Annotated in this window: 13 protein-coding genes; 8 read left to right on the forward strand and 5 right to left on the reverse strand. The window is 72.6% G+C overall.

Going from position 1 to position 14,770, the window contains the following annotated elements; genetic code table 11:
* Window positions 1-81 precede the first annotated feature (81 nt).
* On the reverse strand, window positions 82-1,041 hold the full coding sequence (locus H297_RS0119805) for a dihydrodipicolinate synthase family protein (RefSeq protein WP_027738478.1): 960 nt from the start codon (window positions 1,039-1,041) through the stop codon (window positions 82-84).
* Between the two features lie 314 nt (window positions 1,042-1,355).
* Here H297_RS0119805 and H297_RS0119810 point away from each other — a divergent pair, with 314 nt between their 5' ends.
* The 7 genes from H297_RS0119810 (at window position 1,356) to H297_RS0119840 (ending at window position 9,206) form a co-directional block, all read left to right on the forward strand.
* Window positions 1,356-2,066, forward strand: coding sequence for a FadR/GntR family transcriptional regulator (locus tag H297_RS0119810; RefSeq protein WP_027738479.1), 711 nt, complete (start codon window positions 1,356-1,358; stop codon window positions 2,064-2,066).
* A gap of 110 nt (window positions 2,067-2,176) precedes the next feature.
* Window positions 2,177-2,890 (forward strand): GntR family transcriptional regulator, encoded by a 714-nt coding sequence (locus tag H297_RS0119815; RefSeq protein WP_027738480.1) that lies wholly within the window; start codon window positions 2,177-2,179, stop codon window positions 2,888-2,890.
* Window positions 2,891-2,953: 63 nt separating this feature from the next.
* The gene (gene solA / locus H297_RS0119820) at window positions 2,954-4,099 is read left to right on the forward strand and encodes an N-methyl-L-tryptophan oxidase (RefSeq protein ID WP_027738481.1); all 1,146 of its coding nucleotides are present in this window, start codon (window positions 2,954-2,956) and stop codon (window positions 4,097-4,099) included.
* A 218-nt stretch (window positions 4,100-4,317) separates the two neighbouring features.
* Window positions 4,318-5,778, forward strand: a complete 1,461-nt coding sequence (locus H297_RS37380) for a sodium:solute symporter family protein (protein WP_051352014.1) — start codon at window positions 4,318-4,320, stop codon at window positions 5,776-5,778.
* A 56-nt stretch (window positions 5,779-5,834) separates the two neighbouring features.
* Window positions 5,835-6,995, forward strand: a complete 1,161-nt coding sequence (locus tag H297_RS0119830; RefSeq protein ID WP_027738482.1) for an NAD(P)/FAD-dependent oxidoreductase — start codon at window positions 5,835-5,837, stop codon at window positions 6,993-6,995.
* Between the two features lie 169 nt (window positions 6,996-7,164).
* The gene (locus H297_RS0119835) at window positions 7,165-7,857 is read left to right on the forward strand and encodes a TetR/AcrR family transcriptional regulator (protein WP_027738483.1); all 693 of its coding nucleotides are present in this window, start codon (window positions 7,165-7,167) and stop codon (window positions 7,855-7,857) included.
* Between the two features lie 185 nt (window positions 7,858-8,042).
* The gene (locus H297_RS0119840; protein ID WP_027738484.1) at window positions 8,043-9,206 is read left to right on the forward strand and encodes an FAD-dependent oxidoreductase; all 1,164 of its coding nucleotides are present in this window, start codon (window positions 8,043-8,045) and stop codon (window positions 9,204-9,206) included.
* Between the two features lie 22 nt (window positions 9,207-9,228).
* On the opposite strand, the gene H297_RS0119845 is transcribed toward H297_RS0119840, so the two are convergent.
* From H297_RS0119845 to H297_RS0119855, 3 genes are all read right to left on the reverse strand, one after another.
* A complete protein-coding gene (locus tag H297_RS0119845) occupies window positions 9,229-10,086 on the reverse strand; it encodes an endonuclease (protein ID WP_027738485.1) in 858 nt (285 codons plus the stop codon).
* A gap of 225 nt (window positions 10,087-10,311) precedes the next feature.
* Window positions 10,312-11,049 carry a VOC family protein gene (locus tag H297_RS0119850; RefSeq protein ID WP_027738486.1) on the reverse strand — a complete coding sequence of 246 codons (738 nt, stop codon included), beginning with the start codon at window positions 11,047-11,049 and terminating at the stop codon, window positions 10,312-10,314.
* A gap of 240 nt (window positions 11,050-11,289) precedes the next feature.
* A complete protein-coding gene (locus tag H297_RS0119855; RefSeq protein ID WP_027738487.1) occupies window positions 11,290-12,759 on the reverse strand; it encodes an MFS transporter in 1,470 nt (489 codons plus the stop codon).
* Window positions 12,760-12,839: 80 nt separating this feature from the next.
* Here H297_RS0119855 and H297_RS0119860 point away from each other — a divergent pair, with 80 nt between their 5' ends.
* The gene (locus H297_RS0119860) at window positions 12,840-13,262 is read left to right on the forward strand and encodes a winged helix-turn-helix transcriptional regulator (protein ID WP_027738488.1); all 423 of its coding nucleotides are present in this window, start codon (window positions 12,840-12,842) and stop codon (window positions 13,260-13,262) included.
* Between the two features lie 101 nt (window positions 13,263-13,363).
* Here the strand turns inward: H297_RS0119860 and H297_RS0119865 are convergent, their stop codons facing one another.
* Window positions 13,364-14,722, reverse strand: coding sequence for an aspartate aminotransferase family protein (locus tag H297_RS0119865; RefSeq protein ID WP_027738489.1), 1,359 nt, complete (start codon window positions 14,720-14,722; stop codon window positions 13,364-13,366).
* Between the last annotated feature and the right edge of the window lie 48 nt (window positions 14,723-14,770).

A 14,770-nucleotide genomic window follows, 5' to 3' on the forward strand; every position in this document is an offset into this window, starting at 1 on the left:
TTCGAACCGGTGCGGGCGCCGGGTCCGGCCGCCGGCGCGCTCCCGGTCCACCCGGTGCGGGCGGCGGCGCCGGGGACGGTGTCATCGGACCACCGACAGGCCGACGGCGCTCAACCGCTCCGCGACCCGGGCGACGGCCGCCTCGTCCAGCGGGATCTGCGGGAAGGCCGTACCGCCGTCCTCGACGACACCCAGCAGCCGCAGCGCCGCCTTGAAGGCGCCCAACGCCGAGGAGTTGCGTCCCATCTCGGCCTCCGGGCCCGCGTCCACCATCGCGAACAGCGCGGCGAGCCGTTCCTGCTCCTCGGCGGCCAGCAGCCAGTCACCGGCCTGGGCGGCCTCCCACAGCCGCACGTACCCGGCGGGGTCGACGTTGCCCAGACCGGGCACCACGCCGTCTGCGCCCGCCAGCAGGGCGGCGTCCACGGTGAGCTCGGAACCGGTCAGGACGGAGAAGCCGGGTGCGGGCCCGTCGGCGCGTCCACCGCGTCCGCCGAGGCCCACCAGCAGGCGGCGCAGCGACCCCTCGTCGCCGCTGCTGTCCTTGAGGCCCGCCAGGGTCCCGTCGGCGGCCAGCTCCGTGACCAGGGCGGGGGACAGCTTGCTGTGCACCGAGACCGGCAGGTCGTAGGCGAACAGCGGCAGGTCGACGCGGTCGCGGACGCGCCGGAAGTGGGCGGCGGTCTCCCGGGGATGGGTGCGGGTGTAGAAGGGCGCGGTGGCCACCAGGCCGTCGGCGCCGCGCCGCGCCGCCTCCTGGGCGTGGTCGAGGACCCGGGGGGTCGTGGTGTCGATGACCCCGGCCAGCACCGGGACCCGGCCGTCGGCCGCGGCCACGACCGTCTCCAGCGCGGTGCCGCGCCGACGGTCGGTGAGGTAGGCGACCTCGCCGGTCGAGCCGAGCGCGAAGAGCCCGTGGACCCCGCCACTGATCAGGTGCTCGACCAGCCGGGACAGGGACGCGGTGTCGACCTCGCCGGAGGCGTCGAGCGGGGTGCACACGGGCGGGACGACCCCGCGCAGGGGGGCGGTCACAGGCATGGGGCCTCTCCACAAGTCGCTGAGCGGGGCGGCCGGTTGCGCGAAGGCGGCAGAAGCGGCCACCGAAACGTAGGACGTAAGATGTCCTACGTCTGCAGCCTAAGCCGCCCCGTCGCGTGGCATCAAGGGGTGATGGGTCAGAATCCGGATCGGGTCCCGAGGGCAGGGGTCGCCGTATGTGGGCCGCCGCCGGGCCTCGGAAACGGGTCGTCGAGGACGCAGGGTGACCAGGGGTGCCCGGGGTGGGAAGCTCGGTCACGTAGTGCCCTACCGCCACGGAAGGCCACTGGCCACGGGGAGAAAGGAACACGCGCGTGCCACGCACCACGGTGTCGGAGGATCTGCAGGCGCGGATCCGGCAGTTGATCCTGGACCGCGGTCTCGGACCGGGTTCCCCGATCCCCACCGAGACCGAACTGGTGGAGCTCTTCGACGTCAGCCGGGTCTCCGTGCGGGAGGCGCTCAAGGCGTTGCAGGCCCTGCGTGTGGTGGAGATCCGGCGAGGCTCCGGCACCGTCGTCGGCTCCCTGTCCCTGGCGCCCTTCGCCGACGGGCTCGCCTTCCGTGCGGCGGTCCGCCACCGCCACGGGGAGGCGGGGCTCTACGAGCTGATGCGGGTGCGGGAGGCTCTTGAGGCCGGGCTGATCGTCGGGGTGGCCGCCTCCGTGCCCGCCGAGGACCTGGAGGCCCTCAGAGGGGTCGTCGCGGAGATGGAGCGGGAGGCGAAGGAGGAGGGGCGGATCGCCCGCGCCACCGACCGGGCCTTCCATCTGGCCCTGTACCGCTCGCTCGACAACCACCTGCTGAGCGAGGTGCTCGACGCGTTCTGGGCGGCCATGGAACAGGTGCGGGGCGACTTCGAGGACGGCCACCAGGACCCCTTCGTCACCTGCGCCCACCATCAGGAGATCGTGGCCGCGGTCGCGGCCGGCGACGGACCGCGCGCCGAGCGGGCGATGCGTACCCACTTCGACGGAATCCGCGAGCGGCTCCTCGCCGAACTCGACGCGAGCGGCACCGGCTGAGGGGCGGCGCGAGCGACACGGCCGACCGGGGCGGCGCCGACGGGTTGCGGTCCGCTTCTCCTCGTGCCGGGGTATTGACCGGTCAAATGAGCCACTACTACGGTCAATTCATGTCAGCGCCGCTGTACCTCCGGATCCGCGGCGAGCTCGAAGCCCGCATCAGATCCGGAGAGCTGCCGCCCGGCTCCCGGCTCCCCACCGAGGCCGCGTTGCAGGAGCACTACGGGATCGGCCGCGCCACCGCGCAGCGGGTCCTGCACGAACTGGCCCAGGCGGGGCTCGTCGAACGGCACCGCCGCCGCGGCACCTTCGTGGCGGACACCGCCCGCAAGGAGAACCTGCTGCGGTTCGTGAACCCCCGGCTGACCGGCCCGGAGATCCCGGGACGGCACGAGGTGCGCAGCGCCACCGTCGTCCGTGCCGCCGAAGCGACACCCCCGCCACCCGGACTGGCGGACGACACCCCGGTGCACCACCTGGTGCGCCGCAAGTTCGACGCCGAGGAGACCCCTCTCGCGCTGGAGTACACCGCCGTCCCCTTCGCGCTCGCCCCCCGCCTGCTCGACGAGGACCTGACCCACCTCACCCTGCTCTCGTACTTCCGCGAGCACCGCGTGCCCGTCGCGACCTCGCGGATGTACCTCGATCCCGTCCTGCTCGACGAGCGGGACGCCGAACTGCTCGCCTGCGAGCCCCGCGTCCCGGTACTGCGGCAGCGCAGACTCACCTGGCTGGAGAACGGGGAACTCGCCGAGGCCGCGGCGTACCTGCTGCGGCCCGGGCTCGTGGAGTTCTACATCGAGCAGTCGGTACGCGGCGACTGACCCCCAACCCGCACCGCGTGCGTCCCCGCACCGCGTACGCGCGCTCCCCGTGAAGGAGCTCTCATGACGGCTTCGGCACCCCGCGTGGCCCTCGTCGGAACCGGCGTCATCGGCGCCATGGCGGCCTGGCAACTCGCCGCACGAGGCGCACACGTCCTCGCCTTCGACCGCTACGGCCGCGGTCACGACCGCGGGGCCTCGGCAGGCGAGTCCCGCATCTTCCGTACCGTCTACAAGGAGGGTGCCTCCTACGTTCCGCTGCTGCGCCGCGCCCACCGGCTGTGGCGGGCCCTGGAGGCGGAGTCCGGCCGCTCGCTGCTGACACTGTGCGGCGGCCTGACGATCGGCGCCCCCGACGAGCCCGACCTGGCCGCGGTACGCCGCTGCGCGCAGGAAGCCGGGCTCTCCCACGAAGTGCTCGACGCGGCGGCCGCCGCGGAGCGCTTCCCGCAGCACCGCATGGACCCCGGCGAGATCGCCTTGCGCGATCCGGACGCCGGCGTCCTGCGCCCCGAACCGGCGGTCCAGGGCGCCTTGGAGGCGGCCGAGCAGCACGGCGCGCGCATCCTCTCGTACCACAGGGTGGACGCGTGCACCGAGACGGCCACCGGCTGGCGGGTGACCGCGGAGGGGGAGACCCACGAGGTCGACCACCTCCTCCTCACCCCGGGCCCGTGGGCGCGGCACCTCGTACCCCTGGCCTCCCTCCCCGTGCGGGCACGGCTCATCACGGCGTGCTGGTTCGCCGCACGGGACGTGGACGCCCACCGCCCCGACCGGCTCCCTGTCGCCATCCGCCGCCATCCCGAGGCGGGCTTCTCCTGCTTCCCCGTGCTCGACGGGACCGCCGTCAAGATCGTGCCGCACCACCTCGGCTGGCCCGAGCTGGACGATCCCGTCGCCCTCCCGCGCGGCGCCGACCCCGAGTTCGCCCGCGCGGCGTCCGCCGCCGTCAGCCGGCTGCTGCCCGGCCTCGTGCCGCACCCTGTGCGCATCAGCACCTACGCGGAAGGCTTCACGCCCGACAACCACCCCCTGGTGGGACCGCTGCCCGGTGCCGCCAACGCGACCGTGCTCACCGGCTTCTCCGGGCACGGCTTCAAGCTCGCCCCGGTCTTCGGCGAGATCGCCGCCGATCTCGCCCTGGACGGCGGCACGGACCACGACATCGCGCCCCTGGACCCGCACCGCTTCGCCCGCGGCGCCTAACGACCACAGCAGCCCAGGCCCGGGAGCCCGCCCCGAGCCGGTACGTCCCTCACCCACCCGACGGCGCAGGCCCCCGACCCGTCCCTCACCGCACGCCCCCACCCCGCACCGCCTCCCCTCGCCCGTGCGGCCGCAGCGCCTCTCCCCACCCTCCCCTCCTCCGCCCGTGCGTGCGCCATGCCCGGGTGCTGGTCCCGTCATGTCCCTGGAGGCATGCCATGCCCGGAAACTCGACCGGCCAGATCATCGCCATCGTCCTCGCCAGCCTGCTCATCATCGCGCTCGGCGCCCTGCTGTCCATGTACTTCGGCAGGCGGGCGAAGAACTCGGACGACTGGCTCGCGGCTCCCGAGTCCCTGCCGTTGGGCGTCGTCGTGATCACCCAGTTCGCCACCGCCGTCGGCGGCGGCGTGCTGATCGCGCACGTCGGCATCGCCTACGCGGCGGGCTGGTCCGTGTTCGCCTACGAGGGCTGCGTCCTGCTCGGCTTCCTCGGGCTGACGCTGATCGCCCGTTGGCTGCGCGAACAGCGGTTCACCACTGTCCCCGACATCATCAGCAGGCTGTTCGGCGGCAGCAGACCGGTCACCGCCGTGGCCGGTGTCGCCGCCCTCATCGTGCCGTTCGGCTGGCTGGCCACCCAGTTCGTCGCCTTCGCCAAACTGTTCGGCGCACTCACCGGCATCTCGGCCACGGTGCTCATCCTCGCGATCACGGCCGGCTCGCTCATCTTCGTCCTGCCCGGCGGGCTCACCTCCGTGGTGTGGACCGACTTCGTCTTCGGCATCTTCAAGATCGTCATGTCGCTGGTGGTGGCCGGGTACGCGATCCACCTCGCGGGCGGCTGGAGCGGCGTCACCGGCAAGGCGCCCGAGAGGCTGTGGCAGCCCAGCGGACTGACCGCGGCCGGCGGGGAGCAGATCTGGCTGTGGGTGGCCGCCATCGTCCCGGGCACCCTGACCAACCAGCTCTACTTCCAGCGGGTCTTCGCCACCAAGAAGGTCTCCGACGCCCGCCGCGGCCTGGTGCTGTCGGGGGTGACCATCCTGATCGGGGGCCTGTACGCCGGGTGCATCGGCCTGGCGGTGCGCGCGATGAACCCCGGCCTGGACAACCCGGAGGACGCGGCCGGCTGGCTGATCACCCGGCTGCCCGCCGTCCTGCTGGTCGTCTACGGCGCGTTCCTCGTCGCCACGATCGTCTCCACCACAGGCGCCGCCCTGCAGTCCGTGGTCGCCAACGTCATCCGCGATCTGTACCAGAACGTCTTCGGCCGCGACCGGGGTGACCGGGAGACGGTCTCCCTCTCCCGTGTCGTCACCGTCGTGGTGGCCGCGCTCGCCGCCGCCCTGGCCATCCTGTTCCCCAGCGCCCTGGACTGGCTGGTGGCCAGCTACGCCTACTCGGCCGCCACCCTCGCCGCCCCCGTCTTCGGCGGATACCTGCTGCAAAAGCGCTTCACCCTGCGACCGGCCGCCGCGCTGGCCGGCATGGTCGCCGGAATCGGCGGGTGCGCCGTCGCCCAACTCCTCGACACGACCGTGCCCTACGCCGTGTACGGCATCGCGGCATCCACCCTGGCGCTGCTGGCCCTGGTACTGCCCGCTTCCCGGCGCGGGCCCGCAGCGCCGCGGGACGAGCCCGCCGCAGAGCACCCCCTGTCCGCTCCGCAGGGCTGACCGTCCGCCGTCCTGTCGTCCGTCCCCACGTCGAAGCAGCCGAGAGGAAGAGATCAGTGCGTATTGCCGTCGTAGGACTGGGAGTCGTCGGAGCGGGTGCCGCGAGGTCGCTGGCGCTTGCCGGGGCCGAGGTCACGGTGTTCGAGCGGACCGCCCCGGCGGCCGGGACCAGCGGAACCTCCTTCGCCTGGGTCAACTCCCACCAGAAGAACCCGCTGCCGTACCACGAGCTGAACGTGGCCGGGATGGCGGAGCACGAAGCCCTCCAGGAGCCCGGCGGCCGGTGGTTCGTGCAGGGCGGCAACATCGAGTGGGCGCACCCGGCCGGGCACGCCCACCTCGCCGCGGCCGTCGACGAACTGCGCCGTCGCGACTACCACGCGGAGTGGATCACCCCTGCGCGCGCCCGCGAACTGGTGCCGGATCTGCGGATCCCCGACGAGGTGGCCGACATCGCCTGGTACCCCCGGGAGGGGTACGTGCTGCCGGCCGCTCTGCTCGCCCGGCTGTGGGGGGAGGCGCGGGACCACGGTGCCGTCCTGCGCTGCCCCGAAGAGGTCGTCGCGGTCGCCGAAGGACAGCGGTGCGCCCGGCTGACGTCGGCGTCCGGCGGCACCGAGGAGTACGACGTCGTCGTCCTGGCGACCGGGCGCTGGAGCGAGGCTTTGGCCGGGTCCGCCGGGATGCCCCTGCCGATGGCGGACCCGGACGCGGCCGGTTCCGCCACCGTCGGCCTCCTGGGCTGCACCGCGCCTGTCGTCACCCGCCTCGACCGGGTGCTGACCACGCCGGAGCTGAACGTGCGGCCCGACGGCGGCGGCCGACTCGTCGTCCAGGGGCTCGACCTGGACGCCGACGCCGACCCGGCCGCCGTCCCGCCGGCCGACGGCCCGCATGCCCAGGAACTGCTCGTCCGGCTGCGCCGACTGCTGGCAGGCACCGAGGGCGCCCGGCTGGAGTCGCTGCGTGTCGGTCAGCGCTCGATGCCCGCGGACGGCAGGACCGCCGCCGGCTTCAGCGACGGCGGCGCCGTGTACGCCCTCGCCACCCACAGCGGCATCACTCTCGGGCCGCTCCTCGGCCGGCTCGCCGCCCAGGAGATCGTCCGGGGCGAGGAGAGCCCGCTGCTGACGACCTTCCGCCCCGACCGGTTCGTCGGCGTGGACAAGGAGACCTTCACTCCGCTGACTCCGGCCCGGTTCGCCGGCCAGCAGTGAGCGGCGGACGGCCGGAGGGCCGCGGTCGGCAGCAGGCGGCGCGCGTGGGGGCGCCGGGCGGCCGACGGTACGAACTTGTTCGTGACGAACATGTTCGTTACGGTGGTCGGCAGGACGGCGCCCATGTCGTCCTGCCTTCCGCCTCCCCGAATCCCCTGCGGAGTCCTTCATGAGCAGCCCGTCGAGCCGTCCCGCCGGCCGCCGTGAGCGCCCGGCCAAGCCCGCCCTCACCCATGAGGGCATCGTCGCGGCCGCGGTGCGGATCATGCAGGCGGAAGGGCTCCAGCGCGTCACCATGCGGCGGCTGGCCACGGAGCTCGACACCGGCCCCGCGTCGCTGTACGTGTACGTGGCCGACACCGCGGAGCTGCACGCCGCGGTGCTGGAGGAGTTCCTGGGGTCGGTGGACCTCGCACCGGTGACGGCGGCGGGCGACTGGCAGGACCGGCTGACCTCGCTCCTCGTCTCCTACACCCACGTCCTCTTCGAGCACCCCGGGCTCGCGCACTCGGCGCTGGTGACCCGGCCCTCCGGGGCGCACTACCTGGCCCTGGTGGAGGGGGTGCTGGCCCTGCTGCACGAGGGCGGTGTTCCCGAGGGGCAGGCGGCTTGGGGCGTGGACGTCCTCCTCCAGGTGGCCACGGCCACCGCCGCCGAGCAGTCCGCACGCCGGTCCGCCCCCTCGGCACAGGACGAGCACGGCGCACTCGTACGAGCTCTCACGGCCGCCCCGCCCGGTACGCACCCCCGCATCGCCGCGCTCGGCGACGAACTGACCTCCGGCACCCCGCGGCAGCGTCTGCACTGGATCTTCCGCGCCGTGATCAACGGAGTGCTCGCCACTCCTCGGGGACCGCGCTGACCCGGGGACCCTCCCCGGTCCGGACGGTGCCTTCGGCGGCTCTCTGCCCCCGTACTGTTTCCCCGCCTTCCCCGCCTTCCCCGCCTTCCCCGCCTTGCCCAACGACCCGAGCCGTTGCCGTCGGTCCGTGGCGTGCCGGGCCGGACTCCGTTCTGGAGCCGGCCGCTTTCGAGAAAGGAGAGCCCATGACAGCCACCACCCCTCATCTCCCGATCGCCGTGGTCGGCGGCGGACTCGGCGGGCTGACCCTCGCCCGGGTCCTGCACGTCCACGGCATCGAAGCAGCCGTCCTCGACCTGGACGCCTCCCCCTCCGCCCGTACCCAGGGCGGCATGCTCGACATCCACGAGGAGACCGGGCAGGCCGCGCTGCGGGAGGCCCGACTGCACGAGGACTTCCTGGCGAAGGTCCACCCCGGCGGACAGGCGATGCGGATCACCGACAAGCACGCCCGGATCCTGCGTGACGAAGCCGACGACGGCTCCGGCGGCCGTCCCGAGATCGACCGCGGGGACCTGCGCGACCTGCTGCTGTCCTCGCTCCCCGAGGGCACCGTGCGGTGGAACGCCAAGGCGGTCTCCTGCCGTGCGCGGGGAAGGGGCCCCCACGAGGTGACGCTGGCCGACGGCACCGTGTTCACCACGGACCTGCTGGTCGGCGCCGACGGCGCCTGGTCGCGGGTCAGACCGTTGGTCTCCCCGGCGCGGCCGGAGTACAGCGGTGTCTCCTTCGTCGAACTGGACCTGCTGGACGCGGACGCGCGTCACCCCGCGTGCGCCGAGCTCGTCGGCGGCGGGATGTTCTTCGGGCTCGGCGACCGGAAGGGGCTCCTCGCCCACCGGGAGACCGACGGCAGCCTGCACCTCTACGTGGCGCTGCGTACGGACGAGGCCTGGCTGCACAGCCTGGACGGCACCGACGCCGACACCACCAAGGCAGAGCTGCTACAGCACTTCGAGGACTGGGACCCGGCGCTGCGCCGCCTCATCGCGGCGGCGGACGGCCCGCCGGTGCCCCGTGCCGTTCACGCCCTGCCCGTCGTACACCGCTGGCCCCGCGTCCCGGGTGTGACGCTCCTCGGCGACGCGGCCCATCTGATGTCACCCTTCGCCGGTGAGGGTGCCAACCTCGCCCTCATCGACGGTGCCGACCTCGGCCGCTGCCTGGCCGCACACCCGGGGGACACCGAGGCCGCGCTCGCGGCCTACGAGGAACTTCTCTTCCCCCGCTCGGCCCGAACGGCCGAGGACTCCGCCCGGAGCCTGGAGACCATTCTGGCCCCGGACGCGCCTCGGCCGCTGCTGGAGATGTTCGCCCGCTTCGACGCCGAACGGTCCTGTCAGCGCTGACGGGACCGTTCGGTCCGGGGGTCTACGACCAGACCGAGCCGACCCACTCCGGGTGGTCGACGAACGGGTTGCGGTTGTGCTGGAACTGGTCGTATATGACGTCGTTGCGGCGCTTCTCGAAGTCGTCGGGCGGGTCCTGTTCGCTCCACTGCTTCAGCACCGACAGACGTCCCAGATGGGGGGCGGACCCGTTGTCGACCTTGTCGTTGGGCTCCAGGTCGGGGAAGGAGTCCTCGCCGTCGTAGCGGACGGCCATGTACAGGACCATGCGGGCCACATCGCCCTTGACCTCGTCCCGGGGCTCGAACGAGTCGTCGTCGGTGAAGTTGCCGGGAGCCTCGTCGACCTCTTCACCGCCCTTGTCGAAGTCCTTGTTGCCTCGCTGGCTGTTGACCGACACGTCGGCGGGGCGCAGGTGATGGACGTCGGTGCCCGGACCGGGAGAGGTACCGAAGTCGCCGTGGGACTTCGCCCACACGTGCTCCCGGTTCCACTGGTCGGCGCCTCCGCCGTTGTCGTCCGCGCTCTGGGAACGGCCCGAGTACAGGAGGATGACGTGGGAGGAGTCGGCGGGGTCCTGGTCGGTGGCCTTGAGTGCGTCCCACACCTCGTCGTAGGAGAGGGTGTCGGCGTCCTTGATGATTCCGTGGAGCGCCGTCTTGAGCTCCGGGCCGGACTTCCCCTCGGCGTTCTTGTAGTAGTCGTCGGGCGCGGCGTAGCGGCCGGCGGCCGACGGGTGGGCGTCGGCCGCGGCTGCGTGGGGGGAGTGCTGCGGGGTGTCGGGGGCGAGCGGCATCGCCGTGGCAGGAGCCGCCTGGGCCAGCGCCAGCAGCGCCGTGGTACCGAGGGCGGCGGTCAGAGGAGCGCGGAGTGCACGCATGGGGGGTCCTCTCGACGGTACGGTGCCGCCCCCGGGCCCTCAACCGTCCCGGGAGCGACCCGCGTTGGGCATGTGATCGGGCAGCCTGCCACACTTTCGAACAGGTGCAAGAGGGGGCGCCCGTGCCCGAAGGTTCCCGCGTGCACGGTCGCGGTGCCCGGCGTCTTCGTCGACGGCCGCCGGACAGCAGCGGTGCCTCCCTTCACGCCCTTCGAGAAGACGGCGTCAGAGGGGTGTGAGGACGCAGAACTCGGCGCCCTCGGGGTCGGCGAGGACCGTCCACGGGACGTCGCCCTGGCCGATGTCGAGGTCGGTGGCGCCCAGAGCCCGCAGTCGGGCGACCTCGGCCGCCTGATCGTCTCCGGGGTACGGCCGCAGGTCGAGATGGATGCGGTTCCCCTCGGTCTCCGCGTCCGGGTTGCCGAGGAACTCAAGACAGGGGCCGACGCCGTCGGCGGAGCGCAGCACCGCGTGCTCGTCGGTCACCTCGTGCAGGGTCCAGTCCATGGCCTCGCCCCAGAACCGGGCCGCGGCCCGGGGGTCCACGCTGTCGACCACGACCGCGGCCATCGGCCCGGTGTCCCGGTACACCTCCCTCGGCTCCAGCACGCAGAACTCGTTGCCCTCCGGATCGGCGAGGACGATCCAGGGGACGTCGCCCTGACCCACGTCCACGGGCGTCGCGCCGCGTTCCTTCAGGCGGCCGACCAGGGCGGACTGGTGAGCGGCGGAGGTGGTGGCGAGGTCGATGTGGATGCGGTTCTTCACCGTCTTGGGTTCAGGGACGCGGAGCACGTCGATGAAGACCGCGGCAGGGTCGGGGTAGGCGAGGCCCTCGGGTTCCAGGTTGGTCACGCCGGGCCCCTCGCTGCCGAGGCCCCAGCCCAGCACCTCCGCCCAGAACCGCCCGAGAGCGGCGTCGTCCCGCGCCTTCATCGCCAGCTGTACAAGTCGCGTCGGCATGCCGCGAATCCTATGCGCCCGCCGCATCTTCGGCTCCCGCCGCATCTTCGGCTCCCGCCGCGCCTTCGGCTCGCGCCGAGTCGCACCCCGAAGACCTTCCCGACGCCCCCGGTCGTCACCGTGCGGGCCCCGCGGCACCGGGCGGCGCCCCCACCTTCGCGCCGCCCGGGCTCGCGCACACCCACCGTCCCGGTCGACTGCGCCTGCGCCATGGCACCGGTGCCCGCGGGCGGCGGCTGGTCAGCAGGCCGGAGCCTGCTGCGTGGAGACCGCGCCGTCCTGCTGCCGCCCTTTCCGGGAGGGTGTGGGCCGCAGCAGGGCGGCGCCGACGGCGGCCGCGGTGAGCGCGAGTCCTGCGGCGGTCAGGAAGGCCGCGTGGTAGCCGCCGGCCAGCGCTTCCGCCGGGCTCGCTCCCGCAGCGGCGAGCCCGTCCGTCCGCGCGCCGGCCACGGAGCTGAGCACGGCCAGTCCGACCGCGCCGCCCAGCTGTTGCGTGGTGTTGAACAGTCCGGAGGCGACACCGGACTCGGCCGGTGCCACATCGGTCATGCCCAGCCCCATGACAGCCGGGGCGGCCAGGCCGAACCCCAGCCCCATCGTCAACCCCGCCGGGAGGAAGTCCACCAGGTAGACGCCGTCGGCGCGGGCGAACGAGAGCATGACGAACGCCGCGGCGACCAGAGCGAGCCCGGTCAGGAGCAGCGCGCGCCGCCCGAACCTGGTGACGAGCCGGGCCGAGAGGCCGAGGGAGACGGCCGCGATCGTCACGGCGATGGGCGCGAACGCGGCGCCGGCCCGCAGCGACCCGTACCCCAGGACCCGTTGCAGGTAGAGGGTGCCGAAGAACAACAGGCCGAACATGGCGGCGATCAGCAGGAACTGGACGGCGTTGGCGGCGGTCAGGCTCCGCGAGCGGAAGAGCCGCAGCCGCAGCAGCGGCTCGGCGGCCACGGCCTGTCGCACGACGAACCCGACCAGCAGCACGAGGGACAGCGGTCCGAGCAACAGGATGCGCGCGGCTCCCCACCCGACCCGCTCGGCGTCCACGACGGTGTAGACGAGCAGCATCATGCCGGCCGTCATCAGCAAGGCCCCGGGGAAGTCGGTGCCCTCGCCCACTCCCTCGCCGCGGTCTTGAGGGAGTACGCGCGTTCCGGCGAGCAGGAGGAGGGCCCCGATGGGGGCGTTGATGAAGAAGATCCAGCTCCAGTCGGTCAGTTCGGTGAGGGCGCCCCCGAGCAGGGGGCCGATCGCGCCGCCGCCCGCGGAGGCGAAACTGTAGACGGCGATGGCCCTGCTCTGCTCGCGGCGGTCGGAGAACACGGTCGCCACCATGCCCAGGACGCAGGCGGACGCGACGGCCCCGCCGATGCCCTGGGCGAAGCGGGACGCCAGGAGCATCGTCTCGCCGGACGCGACTCCGCACAGCACGGAGGCGACGCTGAACAGCGAGATGCCCGAGAGGAAGACGGCCTTCCTGCCGATCAGGTCACCGAGCCGTCCGGCCAGCAACAGCAGGCCACCGAACGGGATGACGTAGGCGTTGACCACCCAGACGAGGTTCCCGGAGGAGAGGCCGAAGTCCCTTTGGACCGTGGGCAGCGCCACGTTCACGACGTTCTGATCGAGAATGATCATCATCTGGCCGACGCAGAGCAGCGTGACCGTCAGCCACGGTGATGCATGCGTCCGTGCAGCGGACCGGGACATACGCGAACCTCCCTTGGGGAACCCTTTGTTACAGCAGTCATCTTCTGTAACCATGAGGCGCTCCGGAAGGAGGCACTTTCATGTCACGCAGTCACACGCATGTGTCCGAGGAGGTCATCGACGAGGCGTGTCCGCTCGTCGAGGTGATCGATCATGTGGCGGGCAAGTGGAGCATCGGCATCCTGGTCGCCGCCGCACGCGGCCCCGTCAGGTTCACCGAGTTGGAACGCTCCATCGCAGGCATCAGCCGGCGGATGCTGACGCTGAACCTCCGCAAGCTGGAACGTGACGGCCTGCTGACACGCACCGTGCATCCCACGGTGCCGCCGAAGGTCGAGTACGGCCTCACGCCCATGGCGCAGGAGCTGTACTCCTCCCTGAGTGGCCTGGTCGACTGGGCGGAGCGGCACCGGGGTGCGATCACCCGGGCCCGGGCCGCCTACGACGCCACGGCAGCGGTTGCCGCGCCGACGCAGCAGTCCCCCTCCCGGCCGGCGGGCTGACCACCTGGCCGCCACCGCTCCGGCCCCGCATCCCGGGCCGGACCGGCGGCGACCAGCGCTCCGCCGGGGAGTCGCCGGAGCCCCCGGCCAGGCCTCTGGGGTCAGCCGTCCACCGTGTGGCGGTCGGCGGCGTCCAGGGCCTTGTCGAGGGCGGTCAGGCCCTCACGGGCTTCGTCGGCGCTGATGGTGCACGGAGGCACCACGTGCAGGCGGTGGTAGTTGGTCATCGGGATCATGCCGTTCGCCGTGCAGGCGGCGACGAGTTCGGTCATGGCGGCGCTGGTGCCGCCGTAGGGGGCCAGGGGCTCCTTCGTGGCGCGGTCCCTGACCAGGTCGAGGGCCCAGAAGACGCCCATCCCGCGGACCTCGCCGATGCACGGGTGCCGCTCGGCCAGCTCCCGCAGGCCGGGGCCGAGGACGGTCTCACCGATCCGCTCCGCGTTCTCCACGATCCCCTCGTCCTGCATGGCGTTGATCGTGGCGACGGCCGCCGCGGTCGCCAGCGGATGCCCCGAGTAGGTCAGCCCGCCGGGAAAGGGACGCTCCCCGAAGGTGTCGGCGATCCGGTCGCTGAGGGCGACTCCACCGAGCGGCACATAACCGGAGTTGACGCCCTTGGCGAAGGTCATCAGATCGGGTACGACTCCGTCCCGCTCGATGGCGAACCACTTCCCGGTGCGCCCGAAGCCGGACATGACCTCGTCGGCGATGAAGACGATGCCGTACCGGTCCGCCAGTTCCCGAACCCCCGCCAGGTAGCCGGGGGGAGGCGGCATGATGCCCGCCGTACCCGGCACGGACTCCAGCACGATCGCGGCGAAGGCGTCCGGCCCCTCGAACGAGATGACCTGTTCCAGGTGGTCCAGCGCCCGCTCGGTCTCCTGCTCCGGACTCTCGGAGTGGAAGGGGGAGCGGTAGGGGAACGGCCCGAAGAAGTGGACGGTTCCCGCCGACCCGTAGTCGTTGGGCCAACGGCGCGGATCACCGGTGAGGTTGACGGCCGTGCTGGTGCCGCCGTGGTACGAGCGGTAGGCGGACAGCACCTTGTAGCGCCCGGTGTGCAGCCGGGCCATGCGTACGGCGTGCTCGATGGCGTCGGCGCCGCCGTTGGTGAAGAACACCTTGTCGAGCGTTCCCGGAGTCAACCCGGCGATGAGCCGGGCGGCTTCCGAGCGCTGGTCGTTGACGTGCTGCGGGGCGACGGTGCACAGCCGGTCGGCCTGCGCCTTGACGGCCTCGACCACGCGTGGGTGCTGATGGCCGATGTTGGTGTTGACCAACTGGCTGGAGAAGTCCAGGTACTTGGTGCCCTTACCATCCCAGACGTAGCTGCCACGGGCCGCGGAAACGACCATCGGATCGAGCCGCGCCTGGGCCGACCAGGAGTGGAAGACGTGGGCGCGGTCGAGCTCGTACGCGCGTGTTGCGGCCGCGGGGTCGACGAGGGGTTCGGCGGTCATGCGGTGCTCTCCTTCCAGGCTGCGGAGCCGGACGTGTCCGCGCCGGTG

Source organism: Streptomyces sp. CNT360, from assembly GCF_000424785.1.